The sequence below is a fragment of the Achromobacter sp. FW305-C-28 genome, from assembly GCF_058783235.1.
Window position 1 is genome coordinate 148019 of record NZ_JBYSYL010000007.1, and the last position, 23689, is coordinate 171707.

At 67.2% G+C, this 23689-nt stretch carries 20 protein-coding genes; 16 read left to right on the plus strand and 4 right to left on the minus strand.

What is annotated here, in order from left to right:
* Positions 1 to 11: 11 nt before the first annotated feature.
* Positions 12 to 1439: an oxygen-independent coproporphyrinogen III oxidase gene (gene hemN, locus AC3WMR_RS18545; RefSeq protein WP_492265672.1), complete on the minus strand. Its 1428-nt coding sequence runs from the start codon at positions 1437 to 1439 to the stop codon at positions 12 to 14.
* Positions 1440 to 1558: 119 nt separating this feature from the next.
* Here hemN and AC3WMR_RS18550 point away from each other — a divergent pair, with 119 nt between their 5' ends.
* Positions 1559 to 1822, plus strand: a complete 264-nt coding sequence (locus tag AC3WMR_RS18550; protein ID WP_492265673.1) for a hypothetical protein — start codon at positions 1559 to 1561, stop codon at positions 1820 to 1822.
* A 36-nt stretch (positions 1823 to 1858) separates the two neighbouring features.
* Here AC3WMR_RS18550 and AC3WMR_RS18555 read toward each other — a convergent pair whose 3' ends face one another.
* Positions 1859 to 3346, minus strand: coding sequence for an ArnT family glycosyltransferase (locus AC3WMR_RS18555; RefSeq protein ID WP_492265674.1), 1488 nt, complete (start codon positions 3344 to 3346; stop codon positions 1859 to 1861).
* A 299-nt stretch (positions 3347 to 3645) separates the two neighbouring features.
* Between AC3WMR_RS18555 and AC3WMR_RS18560 the strand changes: the two genes are divergently transcribed.
* The 11 genes from AC3WMR_RS18560 (at position 3646) to AC3WMR_RS18610 (ending at position 16614) form a co-directional block, all read left to right on the plus strand.
* The gene (locus AC3WMR_RS18560) at positions 3646 to 4344 is read left to right on the plus strand and encodes a FadR/GntR family transcriptional regulator (protein ID WP_492265675.1); all 699 of its coding nucleotides are present in this window, start codon (positions 3646 to 3648) and stop codon (positions 4342 to 4344) included.
* On the plus strand, positions 4341 to 6056 hold the full coding sequence (locus AC3WMR_RS18565) for a thiamine pyrophosphate-binding protein (RefSeq protein ID WP_492265676.1): 1716 nt from the start codon (positions 4341 to 4343) through the stop codon (positions 6054 to 6056). Before AC3WMR_RS18560 ends, AC3WMR_RS18565 begins: the two co-directional genes overlap by 4 nt.
* Before the next feature lie 18 nt (positions 6057 to 6074).
* Positions 6075 to 7316: a Zn-dependent hydrolase gene (locus AC3WMR_RS18570; protein WP_492265677.1), complete on the plus strand. Its 1242-nt coding sequence runs from the start codon at positions 6075 to 6077 to the stop codon at positions 7314 to 7316.
* Positions 7317 to 7334: 18 nt separating this feature from the next.
* Complete coding sequence (locus AC3WMR_RS18575; protein WP_492265678.1) at positions 7335 to 8834, plus strand: aldehyde dehydrogenase; 1500 nt, start codon at positions 7335 to 7337, stop codon at positions 8832 to 8834.
* A gap of 195 nt (positions 8835 to 9029) precedes the next feature.
* The gene (locus AC3WMR_RS18580) at positions 9030 to 10604 is read left to right on the plus strand and encodes an ABC transporter substrate-binding protein (RefSeq protein WP_492265679.1); all 1575 of its coding nucleotides are present in this window, start codon (positions 9030 to 9032) and stop codon (positions 10602 to 10604) included.
* Between the two features lie 90 nt (positions 10605 to 10694).
* Complete coding sequence (locus tag AC3WMR_RS18585; RefSeq protein WP_492265680.1) at positions 10695 to 11702, plus strand: ABC transporter permease; 1008 nt, start codon at positions 10695 to 10697, stop codon at positions 11700 to 11702.
* On the plus strand, positions 11699 to 12538 hold the full coding sequence (locus AC3WMR_RS18590) for an ABC transporter permease (RefSeq protein ID WP_025135336.1): 840 nt from the start codon (positions 11699 to 11701) through the stop codon (positions 12536 to 12538). The genes AC3WMR_RS18585 and AC3WMR_RS18590 overlap by 4 nt, the downstream gene beginning before the upstream one ends.
* 9 nt (positions 12539 to 12547) lie before the next feature.
* Positions 12548 to 14182 (plus strand): ABC transporter ATP-binding protein, encoded by a 1635-nt coding sequence (locus AC3WMR_RS18595; protein WP_492265681.1) that lies wholly within the window; start codon positions 12548 to 12550, stop codon positions 14180 to 14182.
* 27 nt (positions 14183 to 14209) lie between these two features.
* Positions 14210 to 14503: a cupin domain-containing protein gene (locus AC3WMR_RS18600; RefSeq protein ID WP_492265682.1), complete on the plus strand. Its 294-nt coding sequence runs from the start codon at positions 14210 to 14212 to the stop codon at positions 14501 to 14503.
* Between the two features lie 22 nt (positions 14504 to 14525).
* Positions 14526 to 15590 carry a histone deacetylase family protein gene (locus AC3WMR_RS18605; protein WP_492265683.1) on the plus strand — a complete coding sequence of 355 codons (1065 nt, stop codon included), beginning with the start codon at positions 14526 to 14528 and terminating at the stop codon, positions 15588 to 15590.
* A gap of 7 nt (positions 15591 to 15597) precedes the next feature.
* Positions 15598 to 16614, plus strand: coding sequence for a DMT family transporter (locus AC3WMR_RS18610; protein WP_492265684.1), 1017 nt, complete (start codon positions 15598 to 15600; stop codon positions 16612 to 16614).
* Positions 16615 to 16643: 29 nt separating this feature from the next.
* On the opposite strand, the gene gntR is transcribed toward AC3WMR_RS18610, so the two are convergent.
* Positions 16644 to 17669, minus strand: coding sequence for an HTH-type transcriptional regulator GntR (gene gntR, locus AC3WMR_RS18615; protein ID WP_492265685.1), 1026 nt, complete (start codon positions 17667 to 17669; stop codon positions 16644 to 16646).
* Positions 17670 to 17802: 133 nt separating this feature from the next.
* On the opposite strand from gntR, the gene AC3WMR_RS18620 reads away from it, so the two are divergent.
* The 4 genes from AC3WMR_RS18620 to AC3WMR_RS18635 all read left to right on the plus strand — a co-directional run bounded on the left by AC3WMR_RS18620 (position 17803) and on the right by AC3WMR_RS18635 (position 22591).
* On the plus strand, positions 17803 to 18345 hold the full coding sequence (locus tag AC3WMR_RS18620) for a TRAP transporter small permease (protein WP_492265686.1): 543 nt from the start codon (positions 17803 to 17805) through the stop codon (positions 18343 to 18345).
* A gap of 38 nt (positions 18346 to 18383) precedes the next feature.
* On the plus strand, positions 18384 to 19664 hold the full coding sequence (locus tag AC3WMR_RS18625; protein ID WP_492265687.1) for a TRAP transporter large permease: 1281 nt from the start codon (positions 18384 to 18386) through the stop codon (positions 19662 to 19664).
* Positions 19665 to 19722: 58 nt separating this feature from the next.
* Positions 19723 to 20739, plus strand: coding sequence for a TRAP transporter substrate-binding protein (locus AC3WMR_RS18630; RefSeq protein WP_492265688.1), 1017 nt, complete (start codon positions 19723 to 19725; stop codon positions 20737 to 20739).
* Positions 20740 to 20809: 70 nt separating this feature from the next.
* On the plus strand, positions 20810 to 22591 hold the full coding sequence (locus AC3WMR_RS18635; protein WP_492265689.1) for an IlvD/Edd family dehydratase: 1782 nt from the start codon (positions 20810 to 20812) through the stop codon (positions 22589 to 22591).
* A gap of 72 nt (positions 22592 to 22663) precedes the next feature.
* Here the strand turns inward: AC3WMR_RS18635 and AC3WMR_RS18640 are convergent, their stop codons facing one another.
* Positions 22664 to 23611 (minus strand): alpha/beta hydrolase, encoded by a 948-nt coding sequence (locus AC3WMR_RS18640; protein WP_492265690.1) that lies wholly within the window; start codon positions 23609 to 23611, stop codon positions 22664 to 22666.
* Positions 23612 to 23689: the final 78 nt, after the last annotated feature.

The following is a 23689-nucleotide window of genomic DNA, read 5'->3' on the forward strand; positions in this document are numbered from 1 at the left end:
GGCGGTGGGCCCTAGATGATCCGCGAGTAGCTGGCCGCGGTGCTGGCGCTGCGCAGGTAGCCGTCAAACGCCATGGCAACGGCCCGGACGAAGTACCAGCCCAGGCCGGTTACCCGCAACTCCCCTGCCCGCAGGTTGACCAGGCCCAACTCGGCCAGGTTGGTCATCTGCGACAGTTCGGGTCCGAAATAGTCGCCAAAGCGCAAGCCATGGCGCGCTTCGATGCGGGCGAAATCCACGCGGCCCTGGCACATGATGTCCATGATGACCTCGCGTCGCGCCAGGTCGTCGGCATTGAGTGCCAGGCCGCGTTCCACCGCAAAGTGATCCGACTCGATCGCGGCGTAGTAGCCGTCCAGGTCCTTGGCGTTCTGGCTGTAGGTGTTGCCGATGCGACCGATGGCCGACACGCCCAGCGCTATCAGGTCGCGGTCGGGCTGGGTGCTGTACCCCTGGAAATTGCGGTGCAGTTCGCCGCGCTGCTTGGCAATCGCCAAGGCATCGGTATTCAGCGCGAAATGGTCCATGCCGATGTAGGTGTAGCCCTGCTTGAGAAAGCCGTCGATGGCCGCGCTGAGCAGGCCGACGCGCGTCTCGCGATCGGGCAGATCCGCCTGGTCGATGCGGCGCTGCGGCTTGAAGCGCTCGGGCAGGTGGGCGTAGGCATACAGGGCGATGCGGTCGGGCCGCAGCGTGGTGACCTGCGCAATGGTGCGCGCGAACGATTCGGTGGTTTGCAGCGGCAAGCCGTAGATCAGGTCGACGTTGACCGACGCGTAGCCCAGTGTGCGGGCGCTTTGCATCAGGTCGCGCACGTCCTCGAACGATTGCACGCGATGCACCGCCACCTGCACCCGCGCATCGAAGTCCTGCACGCCAAAGCTCAGGCGGTTGAAACCCAGTTTGCGCAACTGCGCCAGGCGTTGGGGCGTGGCGGTGCGGGGGTCCACTTCAATGGAGATTTCGGCGTCGGGTTCAAAGACGAATGCGGCGCGCAGGTCGGCCATCAGGCGTTCAAGTTCGTCGTCCGAGAGGAAGGTCGGCGTGCCGCCGCCGAAATGCAGCTGCGATACCGGCACGCGCCGCCCCAGTTCGGCAACATGCAGGGAAATTTCGCGCGCCAGCGCATCGAGGTAGCGGGCGGCACGGTCGTGATGGCGGGTCACGACCTTATTACAGGCGCAGTAATAACAGACCGAATCACAGAACGGGATGTGCACGTACAGCGACAGGGGCTCGACGGGGCTCGCTTCACCCCGCTGGCGCAAGGCCTGGCGGTATTCGTGTTCACCAAAACCGCCGTGGTAGCGGTCTGCCGTGGGGTACGACGTATAGCGTGGCCCGTTCTTGTCCAACCGGGCCAGCAACTGGGGCGGAAAGAAGGGTTCGGCGGCTTGCGCCGGGGGGTCTGCGAGTAAAGGACGTAGGGCGGCTTGCATACCTTGAATTATTCGCTTGCGGCGGCCTGGCCGCCTTGATCTTGCGCAAGTATCCGCCCGCTGGCATGGCGGGCGGCCCGTAAAATGCGGTCATTCCCCTACACGACAAGGACACCCCCGTGGACACCGAACTGGACGGCCGCCTGCTGGCCCTGCGCCAAGCCCTGGCGATTGCCATCGCCCTTTCCACCCGCAGCAGCCCCCAGGCCACCGACATGGCGCTGGAGCTGCTTGACGACCTGAAGGCCAACCTGGACAAGGCGCCGTCGGACAGCCCGTTCGAAAAGCCGGACTGGGTCGTTGGCGCCCACGACGAACTGGACGGCATCGCCCGCATGGTGCGCGCGTTTACCCAGACGCCCGAACCCGGCGAAGAAGGCTGAGCCAGGCGGTCACGCCCCGCTTTCCTTCCCCTGCCGTCAGCCGGCCACCCTTGCGCCGCACGCAGCGGCCGGACGCCTGATGCGCCAGTACAGCCGGGGAAACGCCGCCCCCACCGGATCAAATCCATCGGGCGGCGTCCTGGCCCGCAACAATTCCAACGCGCCACACTCGGCCACCAGGTCGGCCCGCACCCAGGGGCTGAATTGAAATTGCCCATCGATCAACACCACAGGCTTCTCGGGCAGGCGTAGCGCCAGCGCGCCGGACTCGGCCCACGAACCCGAAATCACCTTGACCGGCCCGCCCAGTTCGGTCACGGCGCGGCCATGCAGGGTGTCGGCCAGCGCCTGCGCATCGAAATAACGCCAGTCCGACGCGCGGCGCAGCAGACCCGCGCCGGTAGGCGACATGAGTTCCACGCGCGCCATCAGCAGCAGCTGGATCACGAGGAAGACCCACACCGCATGGCGCAGCTGCACGGCCCCGGCCCAGACTCCCCGTGCCAGTTCCATGGCGGCAGGCACGATGAAGAGCAGGAACGGCGTGCCCCAATGCAGCTGGATGTGCGAACCGGAGACCAGCGTCATGACGCTGACGAAAAGCAGCGGCGTCAGGCCAAAGGACAGCAGCAAGGCACGGCTGGCCGCGTCGGCGCGGGTGGCCGCTGCGGGCGGCTGAACGGCAGCCCGGCGTGCGCGGCGCCCCAGCAGCCACGACACCGCCAGGAACAGCCACGCCGGCAACGCGCGGTTGAACAGCTGGTCGCCCCACCAATTGGCGATTTCATGCAGTCGCTCCCCCCACGGCAAGCCGGCGGCCAGGGACGAAGTCATGGCGTACTGCAGGGGCTTGAAGTCGTGGCTGATCAACCAGATCAGGTGCGGGGCGAACAGCGCCAACGCCGCCAGCCCCGCCACCTGCAAGCCAAAGACGTGCATGGGATCCCGCCAGGCTTTCTGGCTTAGCCAGAACAGCAGCACCGCCAGGCCCGCGACGGCGATCTGGTACTTGGCCAGGGCGCCCAGGCCCAGGCAGATGCCCAATACGATCCACCAGCCGATCTTGCGGGAGGAATAGGCTTTCCAGCAAGCCGCCGCACACCCCGCGACCAATGGAATCAGGACGATTTCATGGTTGTAGAAATGCAGCCGGCCGTTATAGAACGTGATGCACAAGCCTGCCAGGGCGGCGATGGCGGCATACGCCTCGCCCCGCATGCCGCGCAGCATGCCCCACATCAACGCGAAGGCCCCCAACGTGCAGGCCGCCCCCAGCAGGTAGGTAGCCCAGGCCGTCCAGCCCAGAAGCTGCACCACCGGCCACAGCAGCCAGGTGGGCAGGGGCGGATGCTTGTAGTAGCCCCATTCCAGGCTGCGGACCCATATCAGCTGTTCGATGTTGTCGGTCGGCGGGGCCAGCACGGCACGGTCGGACAACCATAGCCAAGCCAGGGCGAAGACCGCCATGCCGATACCGATACGCCAGAGATCCGGCTTTCCCGCCGCGGATTCCCCATGCTGCACGCCATTCTCCTGTTTCCGGCGTACGCAATGCCCCGCCCATGTCGCCCCGCCTTGGGACGCAGCGATTATCGGGTTCGCCAGTTGTCACACGCGCAGGGGTTTTGTTCGGCAATTGTTCGAAAAATGTAAAGCGCTAGCGGCCGCACGGGTCATCCGTAACTGGCCTGACCACCAGATAGAAAGACGGGAAACCCCTCTGATCGTTTTCCCTTGATAGGCCTATTTTTTGTTTGATTTCAATGACAAGCTTTGCACATGAGTGGCCTGACCACTAGACCATGAGATTGACGCAGCCGTTGATGAACACCTTCCAAGCCGTGGCCGTTACCCGCCTGTACCGCATGATTGCCGACCAGATCGCCGGCCGCATCCGGGCGGGCGATTTTCCCCGGGGCGGCCGCCTGCCTTCCGAACGCGAACTGGCCGAACAATTGCAGGTCAGCCGCGCGTCGATCCGCGAAGCCTTGATCGCCCTGGAAATCGAAGGCTACGTCGAGGTACGGGTGGGTTCGGGCGTGTTCGTCACGGCCGCCCGGGACAGCGCCGCCCCCTCGTCGGCGGCCCTGGACGAGATCGGCCCGTTCGACCTGCTCGAGGCGCGGATGCTGATCGAACCCGAATGCGCCGCGCTGGCTGCGCAGCAGGGATCCGATGCGCAGCTTGCGGGCATTCGCAAGGCTCACGAGGGCATGTCGTTGACGGATTCGCCCGGCCTGCATGACCGCGAGTTCCACCGCGCCATCGCCGCCGCCTGCGGCAACGCGGCGCTGGCCTCGTCGGTGGCGCACTTGTGGGACCTGAGCCTGGCCAGCCCGGTGTTCAGCCGCATGCAGGACTACTTCGTCAACACCAAGGTGTGGGCCGTGGCCCACGCCGAACACCAACGCATCCTGACGGCCATCCTGGCCCGCGACCCGATCCGCGCGCGGCATGCCATGCACGCCCACCTGATCGGCATCCTGGCCCGCCTGCGGGAAGACTTCGGAGTGTTTGCATGACAGTTGTATCCCCGCTTACCCGCAACGGCGGCCAGATCCTGATGCAGCAATTGCGCATCCATGGCACCCGCCGGATCTTCATGATTCCGGGCGAAAGCTACCTGCCCTGCATCGACGCGCTGAACGAACACCACGGCGCCATCGAGCCCATCGTCTGCCGCCAGGAAAGCGGCGCGGCCTACATGGCCGAGGCCTACGGCAAGCTGACCGGCGAACCGGGCGTGTGCTTTGTCACCCGGGGGCCGGGCGCCACCAATGCCAGCATCGGCGTGCACACCGCCTTCCAGGATTCCACGCCGATGATCCTGTTCGTCGGCCAGGTCGGCAACGACTTCTACGAACGCGAGGCCTTCCAGGAAATCGACTACCGCCGCATGTTCGGGCAGATGGCCAAGTGGGTCGCGCAGATCGACCGCACCGACCGCATTCCCGAATTCGTGGCGCGCGCCTTTGCCACCGCCACCAGCGGCCGCCCAGGCCCCGTGGTGCTGGCGCTGCCGGAAGACACGCTTTGGGGGACCGCATCGGTGCCCGACCTGCCACCCTACCCGCGCATCGTGGCGCATCCGGGCGAACCCGACCTGGATCGCCTGCGGCAGTTGCTCGATGCCGCCGAACGCCCCGTCATGGTGGTGGGCGGCAGCGGCTGGACGGGCGAGGCCATCGGCCAGGTTGCCGCCTTTGCCGAGCGCTTCGAACTGCCGGTGGGCACGGCCTGGCGCCGGCTGGAGTGCTTTGACCAGCGCCATGCCAACGCCGCGGGCCAAGTGGGCTGGGGCATGACCGAGGCGCTGCGCGCTCGCATCCAGTCGGCCGACCTGATCCTGGCGGTGGGCACGCGCCTGGGCGAAGCCACCTCCGAGGGCTACCAGCTGGTGCAAAGCCCGCAGCCGCGCCAGAAGCTGATTCATGTGTATCCCGACGCCCAGGAGCTGGGCCGCGTGTATGCACCGACCCAGGCCATTGTCGCCAGCGTGACGGGCTTTGCGCAGGCCGTGGCCCGCCTGCAGCCGGGCCACGCCCAGCCCCGCGGCGACGCTGTGCGCCAGGCGCATGGCGACTATCTGGATTCGCTGGCGCCGCTGCCCGCGCCAGGACCGCTGAGCCTGGACACGATCGCCGCCCAAGCCCATCAGCGCCTGCCCGCGGATGCCTGCGTGACGGTGGGCGCCGGCAACTACGCGCTGTATCCGCACCGCTACCGCCAGTTCACCGGTCCCGGCACCAGCCTGGCGCCTACCGTGGGCGCCATGGGCTACGGGCTGCCGGCAGCCGTGTCCGCCAAGCTGGAGCATCCCGGCAAGACCGTGGTCTGCTATGCCGGCGACGGCTGCTTCCAGATGAACCTGCAGGAACTGGGCGTGGCGCAGCAATACCGGCTGGGCATCGTGGTGCTGGTGTTCAACAACGGCATGTGGGGCACCATCCGCGCCCACCAGGAACGCGAATTCCCCGGCCGCCCCATCGCGCTGGGCTTCGAGAACCCGGACTTCACCCAGATCGTGCGCGGCTACGGCGGTTATGGCGAAGCCGTCGAGCGCACCGAGGACTTCGCCGCGGCGTTCGACCGCGCACTGGCCTACGCCGACCGCGAACAGCGGCCCGCGCTGCTGGAAATTCGCTACGACGCTGACGGCATCGCGCCCGGCCAGACGCTTACCTCCATCCGCGCCGCGGCCCTGGCACGCCAAGCCGCCGTGCCCTCCCACTGACCCGAACGAGGCTCATCCATGACTTCTTCCCTATCCGTCAACGGCAATCGTCTCTGGCAATCCCTGATGGATCTGGCGCTGATCGGCGCCACCCCCAAGGGCGGCAACTGCCGCCTGGCCCTGACCGCGCTGGACGGCCAGGGCCGCGACCTGGTCACGGGCTGGATGCGCGACGCCGGCCTCACGGTGCGCGTGGACCAGGTGGGCAACATCTTCGCCCGCCGCGCCGGCCGCAACGACGCGCTGCCGCCGGTCATGACCGGCAGCCACATCGACACGCAGCCCACCGGCGGCAAGTTCGATGGCTGCTACGGCGTGCTGGCCGGGCTGGAAGTGATGCGCACGCTGAACGATGCGGGCGTGCAGACCGAGGCACCGCTGGAAGTGGCCATCTGGACCAACGAGGAAGGCTCGCGCTTCGTGCCGGTGATGATGGGATCGGGCGTGTTCGCTGGCAAGTTCCCGCTGGAAACGGCGCTGAACGCGCGCGACGCCAAGGGCATCGCGGTGCGCGACGAACTGCAGGCCATCGGCTATGCCGGGCCGGACCCCGTGGGCGGCCGCCCGGTGGATGCCTATTTCGAGGCCCACATCGAACAGGGTCCGATACTGGAGCATGAAGAAAAAGTCATCGGCGTGGTGACCGGGTCGCTGGGCCTGCGTTGGTATGACGTGACGGTGACCGGCATGGAAATGCACGCCGGCCCTACGCCGATGGGCATCCGCCGCGACGCGCTGTTCGCCGCCAGCTACCTGCTGCAGGCGGTGGTCAACATCGCCAACGCCAATCAACCCCACGGCCGCGGCACCGTGGGCGAGATCCATGCCCACCCAGGTTCGCGCAACGTCATTCCTGGCCAGGTGCGCTTCACCACCGACCTGCGCCACGAAGACGAAGCGACGCTGACCCGCATGGATGCCGCCTGGCGCGACGCCTGCCGCCAGATCGCCGACAAGCATGGCGTGACGGTCGACGTGAAGGACGTGCAGTACTTCCGCCCCACCCCGTTCGATCCGGACCTGGTGGACAAGGTGCGCCAGGGAGCCGCCCAGCGAGGCCTCGCGGCCATGAACATCGTGACGGGCGCCGGCCACGACGCCGTCTACATGGCGGCGGTGGCGCCCACGGCCATGATCTTCGTGCCATGCAAAGACGGCATCAGCCACAACGAAATCGAAGACGCCCAGCCCGGCCACCTGGAAGCCGGCTGCAACGTGCTGCTGGACGCCATGGTGGCGCGCGCCAACAGCACGCGCTGACTCGACAAGGACACCGCCATGACCCCCTATACCTTTGACGACTGGCAGGCCCGGGCCCGCTCGCTGACCTTGCGCGGCCAGGCCTACATCGACGGCGCCTATACCGATGCCGCCGACGGCGCCACGTTCGTCGCCACCAGCCCCATCGATGGCCGCAAGCTGGCCGACGTGGCCGCCTGCGGCCAGGCCGACGTCGACCGCGCGGTCGCCGCAGCCCGCCGCGCCTTCGACAGCGGCGTCTGGTCCGGGCTGCCGCCGCGCGAACGCAAGGCCCGCTTGCTCAAGCTGGCGCAGCTCATCACCGACCACGGCGAAGAGCTGGCCCTGATCGAAACCCTGGACATGGGCAAGCCGATCCGCGACGCGCTGGCCTTCGACCTGCCCGAAACCGCGCAGTGCTATGCCTGGTACGGCGAGGCCATCGACAAGGTCTACGACGAAATCGCCCCCACCGGGCAGAACGTGCTGGCCACGGTGACGCGCGAACCGGTCGGCGTGGTGGCCGCGGTGGTGCCCTGGAACTACCCGCTGCTGATGGCCGCCTGGAAGGTGGCGCCTGCACTGGCCGCCGGCAACAGCGTCATTCTCAAGCCGGCCGAACAGTCGTCGCTGAGCGCGTTACGGCTGGCGGCGCTGGCCGAGCATGCCGGCATACCCGCCGGCGTCTTCAACGTCGTGCCCGGCACCGGCCCCGTCGCCGGCCAGGCCCTGGGCCTGCATCCGGACGTGGACTGCGTGGCGTTCACCGGGTCCACCGCCACCGGCAAGCGCTTCATGACCTATTCGGGCGAGTCGAACCTGAAGCGGGTCTGGCTGGAATGCGGCGGCAAGTCGCCGCACATCGTGTTCGAAGACTGCCCCGACCTGGACCGCGCCGCGCTGATCGCCGCGCTGGCGATCTTCTCGAACCAGGGCGAAGTGTGCATCGCCGGCTCGCGCTTGTACGTGCACGACGCCATCTACGACACCTTCATGGAAAAAGTGGCGCGCCACGCCGCCGACATGCGGCCCGGCAATCCGCTGGACCCGGACACCACGCTGGGCGCCATGGTCGATGAGCGCCAGACACAGTCGGTGATGGCGCGCATTGCAGCCGGCCAGGCCGACGGCGCCACGCTGCGCATCGGCGGGCGCCAGGTGCGCACCGACAGCGGCGGCTTCTACATCGAGCCCACCATCTTCGACTGCGTTGACGCCACCCACGCGCTGGTTCGGGAAGAGATCTTCGGGCCGGTGCTGACCGCGCAACGCTTTCGCAGCGAAGACGAAGCCATCGCCCTGGCCAACGATTCGGCCTACGGCCTGGGCGCGGGGCTCTGGACCGCCAACCTGGGCCGCGCGCATCGCCTGTCGCGGCGGCTGCGCGCCGGCCTGGTCTGGGTCAATTGCTATGCCGACGGCGACATCACCGTACCGTTCGGCGGCGTCAAGCAATCGGGCTTTGGACGCGACAAGTCGCTGCATGCGCTGGACAAGTACAGCGACCTGAAGACCACCTGGATCGACATCAGCCTGTAGGCCCCGGGCCGTGCACTGTTTTCGCCGCATTGGTGCGCGGCGCCGTACTTGCACCTGAACGTAGCATTGTTGTAGCAGCTCCACCCGCAGTTCCCTGAGAAACCCAGGTGGCACGAGGTTTGCTTGTCATAGCCGGCACGCGCCGCGTAAACAGGCGCCCACCTGATTGACACTCTTCCAGCCCGGAGGCTCGCAGTGAAATCGAAGAAATGGTTCTCCCTCAGCATCGGCGCCCTGCTCCTGGCCGCCGCCTTGCCCGCCACCCAGGCCCTGGCCCAGACCAAGGGCGGCACGCTGAACATGATCGTCCAGCCCGAACCGCCCGTGATCGTCACGGCCATCAACCAGCAGGGCCCAACCCAGTTCGTCGCCGGCAAGATCTACGAAAGCCTGTTGACCTACTCCACCGACCTGAAGCCGCAGCCGGGCCTGGCCAAATCGTGGGAAGCGTCGCCTGACGGCCTGACCTACACCTTCCACCTGCAGGACAACGTCAAATGGCATGACGGCAAGCCGTTCACCGCCGACGACGTCGTCTTCACGCTCTCGGACATGCTGCCCAAGACCCATGCGCGGGCCCGCGTGATCCTGAACAAGTTCGTCGACTCGGTGCAGGCGCCCGACCCCAAGACCGTGGTCATCAAGCTGAAGTCGCCTTTCCCGGCCTTCATGCTGATGTTCGAGCCGGGCTTTGCGCCGATGATGCCCAAGCACATCTACGCCGGCACCGACTACATGACCAATCCGGCCAACCAGAAGCCCGTCGGCACCGGCCCCTTCATGTTCAAGGAATGGAAGCGCGGCGAATACATCAAGCTGGTGCGCAACCCCGACTACTGGAAGCCGGGCATGCCCTACCTGGATGAACTGGTGTTCAACGTGATCCCGGATGCGGCCTCGCGCGCGGTGGCGTTCGAGCGCGGCAGCGTGGACGTGCTGCGCGGCGGCGACGTCGACAACGTCGACATCAAGCGCCTGCGCGCGCTGCCCAAGGTGGAATACACCACGGCCGGCTGGGAGATGTTTTCGCCCCAGGCCTACCTGATCTTCAACATGCGCAAGCCGCCGTTCGACAACCTGAAGGTGCGCCAGGCGGTCATGGCCGCGATGAACCGCAACATGGTGGTCAACAACATCTTCTTCGGCCTGGGCAAGGTGTCCACCAGCCCGTTCGTGACGACCGAGATGTTCTATGACAAGAACATGCCGCCCATGGCGTTCGACATGAAGAAGGCGCGCGAGCTGATCAAGGAATCGGGCATCAAGCCCGGTGACTACACCATCCGCCAGTTGAGCTTCCCGTACGGCTCGACCTGGGACCGCCTGGGCGAATACACCAAGCAGGCGCTGGAACAGCTGGGCTTCAAGGTCAATCTGGAATCGACCGATGCGGGCGGCTGGGCCAGCCGCACCGGCAACTGGGACTTCGACCTGACCACCAACTTCACCTACCAGTACGGCGACCCCGCGCTGGGCGTGCAGCGCCTGTACATCTCGTCCAACATCGTCAAGGGTTCGCCGTTTGCCAACGTGCAGGGCTACAGCAACCCCGAGACCGACAAGCAGTGGGAAGCGGCGGCGTCCGAAGTCGACCCGGCCAAGCGCCAGGCGCTCTACACGCAACTGCAGACCACGCTGGTCAACGAGGTCGCCAACGGCTTCCTGGTGGACATGGAATTTCCCACGCTGTATCGCGCCAACGTCAAGAACCTGGTCAAGACCGCCATCGGTCTGAACGAATCGTTCGACGACGTCTACATCGAGAAGTAAGCGCCGCACACCGCCACCGGGGCCGGCACCCCGGCGGCGGCGCCCGGCCGCGCGACGGACACCCGCGCCCGTCCACGGAGGACCTTGAGCATGAAATTCCTGTCTTTCCTCGTATCCCGCATCGGCAAGGCCCTGGTGGTCGTGCTGGGCGTGGTCATCATCAATTTCTTCCTGATCCGCCTGGCGCCCGGCGACCCCGCCGCCGTGCTGGCGGGCCAGGCGGGCGCGGGCGATGCCGCCTATGTCGAACAGTTGCGCGTGGCGTTCGGGCTGGACAAGCCCGTGCTGACGCAGCTGTTCCTGTACCTGAAAGGCGTGGTCCAGCTGGACCTGGGCTTTTCCTACCGCAACCACGTGCCGGTGCTGGACCTGATCGTCGAGCGCCTGCCCGCCACCTTCCTGCTGATGTCCTGCGCCTTCGTGTTCTCGATCGTGCTGGGCGTGCTGCTGGGCGTGGTGGCTGCCAAGGCGCGCTACCGCAACAAGCGCCGCTGGATCGACAGCTCGGTCATGACCGGCGCCCTGCTGCTTTACGCCACACCGCTGTTCTGGCTGTCGCTGATGGGCATCCTGCTGTTCTCGGTGGTGCTGGGCTGGCTGCCGGCCTTCGGCATGGAAACCGTGGGCGCCGGCCTGACCGGCTGGGCCCGCGCGGCCGACATCGCGCAGCACCTGATCCTGCCGACCGTCACGCTGGGCTGCTTCTTCATGGCCGTCTACGTGCGGCTGACCCGGGCGTCGATGCTGGAGGTCATCGGCATGGACTTCGTCAAGACGGCGCGCGCCAAGGGCGTCAGCCCCAGCCGCGTCATCCGCGCCCACGTACTGCGCAACGCGCTGTTGCCCGTCATTACGTTTGCCGGCATCCAGCTGGGCCAGATGGCCGGCGGCGCGGTGCTGACCGAGACGGTTTTCGCGTGGCCCGGCATCGGCCGGCTGATGTTCGATGCGCTGCTGCAGCGTGACTACCAGCTGCTGCTGGGCATTTTCCTGGTGACCTCGATCATGGTGGTGGTGTTCAACCTGCTGACTGACGTGCTGTACCGGCTGATCGATCCGCGCATCGGCGCGGGCGCCCAACAAGGAGCCTCGGCATGAGCCCCTTTGCCCGACGCTATATGCGCAACTACGGCGCGGTGGCCGGCCTGGCCATCATGCTGGTCGTCGTCATCGTGGCCCTGGCCGCGCCGCTCTTGTACCCGGATTCGCCGTGGATGATGGTGGCGGACCCGCTGATCCCGCCGTTCACCGACGCGGCCTACCCATTCGGTACCGACATGCTGGGCCGCGACATCACCGCCGGCCTGGTGTGGGGGGCCCGCGTATCGTTAATGGTGGGCTTGCTGTCCACCACCGTGGCGCTGGTGTTCGGCATCGTGGTGGGGTCCATCGCCGGGTATTGCGGCGGCCGCGTGGACGACGCGCTGATGCGCTTCACCGAGTTCTTCCAGACCATTCCGCAGCTGGCCATGGCGGTGGTGCTGGTGGCCATCCTGAGCCCGTCGGTGTATTCCATCATGGGCGCCATCGCGGTGGTGTCCTGGCCGCCGGCCGCGCGTCTGGTACGGTCGGAATTCATGACCCTCAAGCAGCGCGAGTTCGTGCAGGCGGCCATCGTCATCGGCCAGACGCCGGCCCGCATCGTGGGCACGCAGATCCTGCCCAACGCCATGTCGCCCATCATCGTGTCGGCCTCGTTCATGGTGGCCACCGCCATCCTGACCGAATCGTCGCTGTCCTTCCTGGGCCTGGGCGACCGCAACCTGATGAGCTGGGGCTTCATGATCGGCGCGGCCCGCACCATGATCCGCGAAGCCTGGTGGATGAGCGTGTGGCCGGGCGTGGCCATCCTGCTGACCGTGCTGGCCATCAACCTGATCGGCGAAGGCCTGAACGACGCCCTCAACCCGCAACTGCGCAAGCGCGGTGAATAGGAGACCGGCATGAACGCATCCACGCCCCTGCTTTCCATCCAGAACCTCAGCATTGCGCTGCCCAGCGGCGGCGACCGCCCGTTCGCAGTACAGGACGTCTCGTACGACATCCATGCCGGTGAAATCCTGTGCATCGTCGGCGAATCCGGCTCGGGCAAGTCCATGAGCGCCAACGCCATCATGGGCCTGTTGCCCGACTACCTGACCCCGCAGCAGGGCCGCATCCTGTTCCGCGGCACCGACCTGCTGCAACAGGACGAAGCCACCCTGCAGGGCATGCGCGGCAAGGACATGGCCATGATCTTCCAGGAACCGCTGTCGGCGCTGAACCCGCTGATGACGGTGGGCGAACAGATCAGCGAGGTCATGCGGGTGCACAACGCCTACCCCGGCGCCGAGCGCATGAAGCGCACGCTGGACCTGCTGGCGTTCGTCGGCCTGCCGGACCCGGCCACGCTCTATCACGTGTACCCGTTCCGGTTGTCCGGTGGCCAGCGCCAGCGCGTCATGATCGCCATGGCCCTGGCGCTGGAACCCGCGCTGCTGATCGCCGACGAGCCCACCACCGCGCTGGACGTCACCACCCAGGCCCAGATCCTGGCGCTGATTGCACGCATCCAGAAGGAAAAGGGCATGGGGGTGATGTTCGTCACCCATGACTTCGGCGTGGTGGCCGAGATCGCGCACCGGGTGGCCGTCATGGAAAAGGGCATACTGGTCGAACAGGGGCCGGCCGACGAGGTGCTGAACCGGCCGCGCCATCCGTACACCCAGCGGCTGATCGCCGCCGTGCCGCACCGCCGCGGCGAAGAACGCGCCGCGACCGCCGACGACCGGCCCGTGCTGGAAGTCAAAGACCTGAAGAAAACCTACGTCATCGGCCACGGCTGGCTGGGCAACAAGCGCGAAGTGCATGCGGTGGACGGCGTGAGCTTTACCGTGCGCCGCGGCGAAACGCTGGGCATCGTGGGCGAATCCGGGTCGGGCAAATCCACCATCGGCAAATGCCTGCTCAAGCTGGTCGGCATCAATGGCGGCCAGCTGATCTTCAACGGCCAGGATATCGCCACCCTGCCCGAGTCGCGCTTTCGGCCGCTGCGCAAAGATATCCAGATGATCTTCCAGGACCCGTTTGCGTCGCTCAACCCGCGCCACACCGTGGGCCGCATCATCAGCGACGGCCCGGTAGCCAACGGCGTGCCGCGCGCCCAGGCCGAGGCCCGGGTGCGCGAGCTGCTGTCGCTGGTGGGGCTGGACCCGTCGGCGTTCGACCGCTATCCCAACCAGTTCTCGGGCGGCCAGCGCCAGCGCATCGGCATCGCGCGCGCGCTGGCGCTGGAACCCAAGGTACTGGTGGCCGACGAATCCGTGTCGGCGCTGGACGTATCCGTGCAGGCCCAGGTGCTGCAATTGCTGCACGACCTGCAGCAGCGCCTGAAGATCGCGCTGGTGTTCATTACCCATGACCTGCGCGTGGCTGCCCAGATCTGCAATTCGGTGCTGGTCATGCACCGCGGCAAGGTGGTGGAATACGGATCACCCAGCCAGATCTTCGACAACCCGCAACACGCCTATACGCAACAACTCATCGCCGCGGTGCCCGGCCAGCACTGGGATCCCACCCAGGCGCAGGCCGCCGCCTGAAAGCGGCATCAACCAGGAGACTCGACCATGCAACGCCCCGCTGCCACCTCGACCGTCCAGATCGACAACGCCCAGGTCACTGTGACCGAATGGCGCTTTCCGCCGGGCGGCGAGACCGGCTGGCACCGTCACGGCATGAACTATGTGGTCGTGCCGCAGACCACCGGCCCGCTGCTGCTGGACACCCCCGACGGCCCGATCACCAGCCAGCTCACCACCGGCGTGGCCTACTACCGGCCGGTGGGCGTCGAGCACAACGTCATCAACCCCAGCGACACCGAATTCGTGTTCGTCGAAATCGAAATCAAGCAGGCGGCCTGACGCCCCCTCGACAAGGATCATCATGAAGGCGTTTTTCTCGGAAGAACAGCTACTGCATTCGCCCCAGCAGTTCATGCGGCTGGGACGCATCAGCGCGCCGACCGACCTGCCCGCGCGCGCCGAAAGCCTGCAAAGCGCCCTGGCGGCGCGCGGCATCACGGTCCAGGCGCCGTCGGATTACGGCCGCAAGCCGCTGGAAGGCATCCACAGCCAGGATTACCTGGACTACCTGGAAACCGCGTATGCCCGCTGGCAGGCCTTGAAGGCGCCCGGCGTGGACCCCGGCCCGGAGGTGCTGCCGAACCTGTCGCCCTACTACAACGGCCGCGTCGAAACGGCCGGGCGCGGCCCCTGCCCGTCGCCGTCCATCGTGGCGCAGACGGGGTATTACCTGAGCGACCTGTCGTGCCCCATCGGCCCGCAGACCTGGCGGTCGGCGCTGCGCTCGACCCACAGCGCCGTGGCCGCGGCCGATCACGTTGCCGCGGGCGGCAAGCTGGCCTATGCGCTGTGCCGGCCGTCGGGCCACCACGCCCACCGCGACCGCGCCGGCGGGTTCTGCTACCTGAACAGCAGCGCCGCGGCCGCCAGCCGCCTGCTGCAGAGCTGGTCCAAGGTGGCGGTGCTGGACGTGGACGCACACCACGGTGACGGCACCCAGAACATCTTCTACCAGCGCGCCGACGTCATGACCGTGTCGCTGCACGCCGATCCCACCGGCTACTACCCGTTCTACACCGGCTATGCGCACGAACGCGGCCACGGCGCGGGCGAAGGCTACAACCTGAACCTGCCGCTGCCGCACGGGTCGGGCAACGACATCTTCCTGAAGGCACTGGACACCGCCCTGGCCGCGCTGGCCGGGTACGCGCCCGAGGCCCTGGTGCTGGCGCTGGGGTTCGACACCTACAAGGACGACCCCATCAGCGTGCTCAAGCTGGACATCGGCGCCTACCGCGACATCGGCGCCCGCGTGGCCAGCCTGGGCGTGCCGACGGTGGTGGTGCAGGAAGGCGGCTACATGGTCCAGGCCATCGGCCCGGCGCTGGACGCTTTCCTGCAAGGCATGAGCGAAGGCGGCGCCTGAGCGGACCATGACCCTTCCTTCATCGGCGGCGCCCGTGGCGGGCGCCGGGGCGGCCGCGGTGTCGCCCGCTGCAGCAGCGGCTGCCGCAGCACCGGCTGCCGCAGCACCGGCTGCCGCAGCATCGGCTGCCGCAGCATCGGCTGCCGCGACATCGCCCGCCGCCACGCCAGGCGGATCGCGCCGCGCCGGCATCCTGCTGTTCTTCGCCGCGCTCATGGCCTTCGCCACGTTCGACGCGGGGTCCAAGCAGCTGCTGGCCTACTACCCGGCGCCGTTCCTGAACGTCATGCGCTACATCGCCGTGGCGACGCTGGCGCTGGCGATGCTGTGGCGCCACCGCGGCCAGCGGCTGCGCGATGCGCCGCAAAAGCCGCTCCTGGTGCTGCGCGGCGTGATGCTGGCCACGGTGGCCAGCTGCTTCATGACGGCGCTGATCTGGATGCCGCTGTCCGAGGCCACGGCGATCTACTTCACTTCGCCGCTCATCATGGTGGCGCTGTCGCCCTGGCTGCTGGGCGAGCGGGTCAAGGCGGCGCAATGGACGGCCGTGGCGGCGGGCTTTGCCGGCATGTTGCTGATCGTGCGGCCGGGGTCCGACCTGCCGGTGCTGGGCACCGTGCTGATGGCGATATCGGCCGTCAGCTATGCCTTCTTCCAAGTGCTGACCCGCAAGCTGTCGGGCAAGGTCGCCGGGCCGGTGCAATATGCCTACACGGCCTTCATCTGCCTCATCGCCACGGCGCTGCCCGCGCCGTTCTTCCTGCCGGATCCCTGGCCCCCCGCCGTCGACATGACGCTGATCGTGGCCCTGGGCGCGTGCAGCGGCCTGGCGCAGATTCTGCTGATTGCCGCGTTCCAGCGTGTGTCGGCTGCGACGCTGGCGCCGCTGAACTACTTCCAGCTGCTGCTGGCCGTGGGTTTCAGCACGTTCTGGTTCCAGCGTCCGCCCGACGGCCTGGCGCTTGCCGGCATGGGCCTGATCATGGCGTCGGGGGTTTTCCTGGCGTTGCGCCGAGCGAACTAGGGCCGGCGCTGATCGCCGCCCCCCGGTGATCAGGTGGTTTCGCGCTGGACCAGCGTGAAGCCCAGGTCCACGTGAGGCTGCTCGATGTCCTGCCCCGCCAGTTGCCGCAAGAGCAGTTGCGCGGCCTCTCGGCCGATCTCGTAGCGCGGCGTGGCGATGGTGGACAGGGGCGGCGTGGTCCACGCCGTGCCCGCCAGATCGTGAAACCCCACGATCGCCACCTGCGCCGGCACGCTCACCCCCAGGCGTCCGCATTGAAACACCGCGCCCTGCGCCAGGTCGTCGTTGCAGAAGAACACCGCATCGCAATCGGGATGCGTCGCCAGCAAGGTCTGCATCAGGGTCGCGCCCAGGCAGATGGACGATTTCTCGGGGGTCATGATTTCCAGCGACGGGTCGTACAGGCCGGCGTCGCGCAGGGCCTGGCGGCCCCCTTCGCAACGGCGCAGCGAACGTGGGTCCAGCTGCGCGCCGACGATGGCGATGCGCCGGTAACCGCGATCCACCAGATGCCGGCACGCCGCGTAGCCCGAATCCGCCTGCGAGAAGCCCACGCTCATGCCGTCGTCCCCGGTCAGCGTTTCGATCGTGTGCACGGTGGGCATGCCCTGCGCCCGCAGCAGGTCCCATACACCCGGATTGTGGTCAATGCCGGTCAGGATCAGGCCGTCGGGCAGATGCTGCAGGTACTTGCGCAGCAGCGCTTCCTCGGCGTCGGGCGAATAGCCGGTCACGCCGATCAGCAGGTGATAGCCCTGCGCGTCCAGCACGTCCTTGATACCCGTGATGATGTCGATGAACACCACATTGCTGAGCGAAGGGATCAGCACCACGATGGTCTGCGAACGCGACGACGCCAACGCGCTGGCCGCGTGGTTGGGTACGTAACCCAATTCCTGGCAGACCTGGGCAATGCGCAGGCGCAACCCCTCGGCCACCTTGTCGGGCGTGCGCAACGCGCGGGACACCGTGATGGCGCTGACCCCGGCGCGGTCCGCGACCTCTTGCATGGTCACTCGCCCGGCTCGGGTGCTGCGCGGCTTTCGGATGGACATCGATCTTTCTGACCCAGTTGGCGAGCCCGTAGTCTGACGCAAAGCGGGGGGCTTGCCAAACCAAAAATGTTAGCGCTAACATCAGGGCCGCAAGACCTCATAAAAATCCGGAAAACGGAAACTGGAGACAAGCATGCATGGTTCCCCCAAGGGGCGGCCCGGCGGCACGCGGCTGGCCCGCGCCGCAGACTGGTGCGCCCGCCTGCAGACGTGGCTGATGGTCGCCTGCCTGGCCGTCATGGTGGTGCTGCTGTTCGGCAACGTCGCCATGCGCTACCTGTTCAATTCCGGCATCAACGCGTCCGACGAAGTGTCGCGCCTGGCGTTCGTCTGGATGATCTTCCTGGGTGCGGTGCTGGCGCTGCGCGATCACCAGCACATCGGCGTGACGATGCTGGTGGACCGGTTCGGCCCCGCCGCCCGGCGCGTCTCGCACATCTTCTGTCAGTTGCTGGTGCTGTGGGTGCTGTGGCTGATGGCCGAAGGCAGCTGGGTGCAGACCGTGATCGGCCTGGACACCCGCCTGCCCGTCACGGCGATGTCGCTGGCCGTGTTCAACGCCGCGGCGCTGTATGCGGCCGTGGCGATGGGGTTGTTGACCCTGGTCGACCTGATACGCGTACTGGCCGGCGGCCCCCTGCCGGCGGAATCCAGCCCTGAGGACCCGGCGGCCTGACCGGCCGCCCCTTCCCCCTTTCCGCCCGGACCCACGCCATGATCCTGACCGTCTTCCTGCTCGTGCTGCTGGGGCTGATCGCCCTGGGCATGCCGATTGCCTTCGCGCTGCTGCTCAGCGCGATCGCCATGATGTTCCAGCTTGATTTCTTCGATACCCAGATCCTGGCGCAGAACATGCTGTCGGGCGCCAACAGCTTCACGCTGATGGCGGTGCCGCTGTTCATGCTGGCCGGCGAACTGATGAACGCCGGCGGCATCTCGCGCCGCATCGTCAACCTGGCCAGCATGTTCGTGGGCCACATCCAGGGCGGCCTGGGCTACGTGGCGATCTTCGCCAGCGTGCTGCTCGCGGCCCTGTCGGGTTCGGCCGTGGCGGACGCCGCCGCGCTGGGTTCCCTGTTGATCCCCATGCTGCGCGAAAAAGGCTACGACGCCGGCCAGGCCTCGGGCCTGATCGCCGCGGGCGGCATCATCGCGCCCATCATTCCCCCGTCCATCTCGTTCATCATCTTCGGCGTCGCCACCAACGTCTCCATCACCAAGCTGTTCTTCGCCGGCATCGCCCCCGGGCTGATGATGGGTCTGACGCTGGTGGCGGTATGGACCTGGGTGGCGCGCAAGCATGGCGCCATCACGCCTTCGCCGCGCCAGCCGTGGCGGGCCCGCCTGCGCGCCCTGCGCGAGTCGGCCTGGGCGCTGATGCTGCCAGTCATCATCATCGGCGGCCTGCGCGGCGGCATCTTCACGCCCACCGAAGCCGCCGTGGTCGCCGCCGTGTACGCGCTGCTGGTCAGCCTGTTCGTCTACCGCGAGATCGGCGTGCGCGACCTGCTGCCGCTGTTCGTCAACGCGGCACGCACCACCGCCGTCGTCATGTTCCTGGTGGCCGCCGCCATGGTCTCGTCGTACATGATCACCCTGGCCGACATGCCGCAAGACCTGGTCGCGCTGCTGGAACCCGTGCTGGACCAGCCCAAGCTGCTGATGTTCGCCCTGCTCATCCTGCTGACGCTGGTGGGCACGGTGATGGACCTGACGCCCACGATCCTGATCCTGGCGCCGGTGCTGATGCCCGTCGTGACCAAGGCCGGCATCGACCCCGTCTACTTCGGCGTCATGTTCGTCATGGTCGGCTGCGTGGGCCTGTTGACGCCGCCGGTGGGCACGGTGCTGAACGTGGTCTGCGGCGTTGCCCGCATCAATATGGAAACCATCTGCAGGGGCGTGTGGCGCTATGTCGTTGCCTACACGCTGCTGCTGGTCCTGCTGGTGATCTTCCCCGAGCTGATCACCGTTCCCGCAAGCTGGATGCACTAGGCCTGCGGCCCCCCCGGCGCATGCCCGCGCCCACTACAAGAAGCCAAGGAGGAACACCATGTACAAACCTTTGAAGACCCGCCTCATCGCGCTGGCCGCCGCATTGTCCTGCACCTTTGCCGGCGTCGCGGCCGCCGCCGACGTCAAGCCGAGGTTGATCCGCTTCGGCTACGGCCTGAACGAAGAAAGCGTCCAGGGCCGAGCCGCCCGTTTCCTGGCGCAGGAACTGGAAAAAATCAGCGGCGGCAAACTCAAGATGAAGACGTTTGGCTCGGCCAACCTGGGCTCGGACGAGCAGATGCAGGGCGCGCTGGCCGGCGGCGCGCAGGAAATGATGGTCGGGTCCACCGCGCCGCTGGCCGGCATGGTCAAGGAGTTCGGCGTCTTCGACCTGCCGTTCCTGTTCAACAGCGAAAAAGAGGCCGACGCCGTGCTCGACGGCCAACTGGGCCAGGACCTGCTCAAGAAGCTGGAAGCCAAGGGCCTGGTCGGCCTGGTGTACTGGGAAAACGGCTTTCGCAACATGACGAATTCGAAGCGCCCCATCGTGCGCGCCGAAGACATGCAGGGCATCAAGCTGCGCGTGATGCAGAACCAGATCGCGCTGGGCGTCTTCAACACGCTGGGCGCCAACGCCGTGCCCATGCCGTTCTCGGAATTGTTCACCGCGCTCGAAACCCGCACGGTGGACGGCCAGGAAAACCCCATTACCACCATCCAGAGCAGCAAGTTCTATGAAGTGCAGCCCTACCTGACGATCACCCGCCACGTCTATACGCCCTGGGTGGTGCTGGCATCCAAGAAATGGTGGGACAAGCTTTCGCCCGACGAACAGCGCCTGGTGCGCCAGGCCGCCGAGGCTTCACGCGATTTCGAGCGCAAGGACAGCCGGGCGGATTCGCTGAAGGCCATGGGCACGCTGGAGCAGGCGGGCATGAAGATCAACACCGTATCACCCGAGGAAGTGGCTCGCATGCGAGAAAAAGTGCAGCCCGTGGTCGACAAGTACACGCAGGAGCTGGGGCCTGACCTGATCCAGCAACTGAACACGGAAATCAGCAAGGCGCGCAACTAGCCCCCACAGGCCCTCGAGTTTGCAGCGCGCCCGCCGCGCCGCAAGCCTTCGAAGCACACGAGACGCATCCATGACCGACACTCCCCGCAAGCTGCGCAGCCAGAAATGGTTCGACGACCCCGCCCATGCCGACATGACGGCCATCTACGTCGAGCGCTACCTGAACTACGGCCTGACCCGCGAGGAACTGCAATCCGGACGGCCCGTCATCGGCATCGCGCAGACGGGCAGCGACCTGGCGCCCTGCAACCGCCACCACCTGGCCCTGGCCGAGCGCATCAAGGCCGGCATCCGCGACGCGGGCGGCATCCCCATGGAATTCCCGGTGCATCCACTGGCCGAACAAGGCCGCCGTCCGACCGCCGCGCTGGACCGCAACCTGGCCTACCTGGGCCTGGTCGAGATCCTGCACGGCTATCCGCTGGACGGCGTGGTGCTCACCACCGGCTGCGACAAGACCACGCCCGCCTGCCTGATGGCGGCCGCCACCGTCGACATTCCCGCTATCGTGCTGTCGGGCGGCCCCATGCTGGACGGCTGGCACGACGGCCAGCGCGTGGGGTCGGGCACTGTCATCTGGCACGCCCGCAACCTGATGGCCGCGGGCAAGCTGGACTACGAAGGCTTCATGACCCTGGCCACGGCGTCGTCGCCATCGGTAGGCCACTGCAACACCATGGGCACCGCGCTGTCCATGAACTCGCTGGCCGAAGCGCTGGGCATGTCGCTGCCCACCTGCGCCAGCATTCCCGCGCCCTACCGTGAACGCGGCCAGATGGCCTATGCCACCGGCCTGCGCATCTGCGACATGGTGCGCGAAGACCTGCGGCCGTCCCACATCCTGACCCGCCAGGCCTTCGAAAACGCCATCGTCGTCGCGTCCGCCCTGGGCGCATCCAGCAACTGCCCGCCGCATTTGATCGCCATGGCGCGCCACGCCGGCATCGACCTCAGCCTGGACGACTGGCAGCGCCTGGGCGAAGACGTGCCGCTGCTGGTGAACTGCGTGCCGGCCGGCGAGCACCTGGGCGAAGGCTTTCACCGCGCCGGCGGCGTGCCGGCCGTGCTGCACGAATTGCTGGCCGCCGGACGGCTGCATGCCGACTGCCCCACGGTATCCGGCAAGACCATCGGCGAGATCGCCGCCAGTGCCCAGACCCGCGACGCCGATGTCATCCGCAGTTGCGAGGCGCCGCTCAAGCATCGCGCCGGCTTCATCGTGCTGTCGGGCAATTTCTTCGACAGCGCCGTCATCAAGATGTCGGTGGTGGGCGAAGCATTCCGCCGCACCTACCTGTCCACCGAGGGCGACGAAAATGCCTTCGAGGCCCGCGCCATCGTGTTCGACGGCCCCGAGGACTACCACGCCCGCATCGAAGACCCGTCGCTGGGAATCGACGAACATTGCATCCTGGTCATTCGCGGCGCCGGCACCGTGGGCTACCCCGGCAGCGCCGAAGTCGTGAACATGGCGCCCCCGTCGCACCTGATCAAGCGCGGCATCGACTCGCTGCCCTGCCTGGGCGATGGCCGCCAGAGCGGCACGTCGGGCAGCCCGTCGATCCTGAACATGTCGCCCGAGGCCGCAGTGGGTGGCGGCCTGGCGCTGCTGCGCACGGGCGACCGGATACGGGTCGACCTGAACCAGCGCAGCGTCATCGCGCTGGTGGACGACGCCGAGATGGAACGGCGCCGGCAAGCGCCCGGCTACCAGCCCCCTGCGTCGCAGACGCCCTGGCAAGCGTTGTATCGCCAATTGGTAGGCCAGCTGTCCACCGGCGGCTGCCTGGAGCCGGCCACGCTCTACCTGAAGGTGGTGGAGACGCGCGGCGATCCCAGGCACTCGCACTAGGGCCACGCGCAGCGGGTCGGGTCTTGGCAGTCAGGCTTTGACGCCCAGGCGTCGGGGCTCAGGCGGTGGGGATCACGCCTTGAAGAACTGATTGAACGCCGCCCATTTGGCGAACAGCTCGGGCCAGGCCTGTACCAGCGAACCCGGCTTGCCCATGCCCCAGCCGTGCTTGCCGGCCGCGAAGATGTGCATCTCGGCCGGCACGCCCAGGCGGCGCAGCGCCCCGAACATCAGCAGGCTGTTGTCCACCGGCGAAATCGGATCGTCCTGCGCCTGCGCCAGGAACGTGGGCGGCATCTGCGCCGTGACCAGGTGGTCCACCGAAAACGCCGCGCTTTCCTCGGCCGTGGGATGCTCGCCAACGATCTCGCGACGCGCATGGGTGTGGTCGAACGGCGGCATGAACGTCAGCACCGGATAGATCAGCGCCGCGAAATCCGGCCGCGAAGATTGTTTGTCGGTCTCGTCAAGCAGCGGGTAGCGGGCCACGCCCGGCGTGGCCGCCGTGATGCCGGCCAGATGCCCGCCCGCCGAAAACCCCATCACGCCGATATGGCCGGTATCCAGGCCGAATTCCCGGGCCGACGCGCGGATCACCCGCATCGCACGCTGTCCATCCTGCAGGGGCGCCACCGCGGGCCAATGCTCGCCCGGCAGGCGATACACCAGCTCAAACGCCGTCACCCCTTGCGATTGCAGCCACAGGCAAGCCGGCGTGCTTTCCGTGCCGCGCTCGATGTGGGCATAGCCGCCGCCGGCAATCACCAGCATGGCCGTGCCGTTGGGGCGTTCGGGCCGGTAGACCACCAGGCGCGGCCGCGACACCTGCGTGACCGAGCCCTTGGCGCTGACCTTCTCGGTCTCTTTCGGGCCGGGCCCACCCGGGGCCCGGTTGCCCGGCCACAGATCAAGCGTGGGTTGGCCCGTGGGCGCGGCAATCGCCATCGCGGGCTCGGTCATCAGCCCCAGCGCGGCGCTGGACAGGCCGGCGAACAGGAGTTCTCGTCGTTTGATATGCATAGGTCGTCCTCGCGGGCCGGAATGTCAGGCGGACGAAGCGGCCGCCGGACCGGGCCTGGCAACAAAGGCCATGGCCGC

What these genes read in the sequence shown, in the direction of transcription:
- hemN (WP_492265672.1), bottom strand. Translation starts at nt 1,439, where the DNA reads ATGCAAGCCGCCCTACGTCCTTTACTCGCAGACCCCCCGGCGCAAGCC.
- AC3WMR_RS18560 (WP_492265675.1), top strand. Translation starts at nt 3,646, where the DNA reads ATGAACACCTTCCAAGCCGTGGCCGTTACCCGCCTGTACCGCATGATT.
- AC3WMR_RS18565 (WP_492265676.1), top strand. Translation starts at nt 4,341, where the DNA reads ATGACAGTTGTATCCCCGCTTACCCGCAACGGCGGCCAGATCCTGATG.
- AC3WMR_RS18570 (WP_492265677.1), top strand. Translation starts at nt 6,075, where the DNA reads ATGACTTCTTCCCTATCCGTCAACGGCAATCGTCTCTGGCAATCCCTG.
- AC3WMR_RS18575 (WP_492265678.1), top strand. Translation starts at nt 7,335, where the DNA reads ATGACCCCCTATACCTTTGACGACTGGCAGGCCCGGGCCCGCTCGCTG.
- AC3WMR_RS18585 (WP_492265680.1), top strand. Translation starts at nt 10,695, where the DNA reads ATGAAATTCCTGTCTTTCCTCGTATCCCGCATCGGCAAGGCCCTGGTG.
- AC3WMR_RS18590 (WP_025135336.1), top strand. Translation starts at nt 11,699, where the DNA reads ATGAGCCCCTTTGCCCGACGCTATATGCGCAACTACGGCGCGGTGGCC.
- AC3WMR_RS18595 (WP_492265681.1), top strand. Translation starts at nt 12,548, where the DNA reads ATGAACGCATCCACGCCCCTGCTTTCCATCCAGAACCTCAGCATTGCG.
- AC3WMR_RS18600 (WP_492265682.1), top strand. Translation starts at nt 14,210, where the DNA reads ATGCAACGCCCCGCTGCCACCTCGACCGTCCAGATCGACAACGCCCAG.
- AC3WMR_RS18605 (WP_492265683.1), top strand. Translation starts at nt 14,526, where the DNA reads ATGAAGGCGTTTTTCTCGGAAGAACAGCTACTGCATTCGCCCCAGCAG.
- AC3WMR_RS18610 (WP_492265684.1), top strand. Translation starts at nt 15,598, where the DNA reads ATGACCCTTCCTTCATCGGCGGCGCCCGTGGCGGGCGCCGGGGCGGCC.
- gntR (WP_492265685.1), bottom strand. Translation starts at nt 17,669, where the DNA reads ATGTCCATCCGAAAGCCGCGCAGCACCCGAGCCGGGCGAGTGACCATG.
- AC3WMR_RS18620 (WP_492265686.1), top strand. Translation starts at nt 17,803, where the DNA reads ATGCATGGTTCCCCCAAGGGGCGGCCCGGCGGCACGCGGCTGGCCCGC.
- AC3WMR_RS18625 (WP_492265687.1), top strand. Translation starts at nt 18,384, where the DNA reads ATGATCCTGACCGTCTTCCTGCTCGTGCTGCTGGGGCTGATCGCCCTG.
- AC3WMR_RS18630 (WP_492265688.1), top strand. Translation starts at nt 19,723, where the DNA reads ATGTACAAACCTTTGAAGACCCGCCTCATCGCGCTGGCCGCCGCATTG.
- AC3WMR_RS18635 (WP_492265689.1), top strand. Translation starts at nt 20,810, where the DNA reads ATGACCGACACTCCCCGCAAGCTGCGCAGCCAGAAATGGTTCGACGAC.
- AC3WMR_RS18640 (WP_492265690.1), bottom strand. Translation starts at nt 23,611, where the DNA reads ATGCATATCAAACGACGAGAACTCCTGTTCGCCGGCCTGTCCAGCGCC.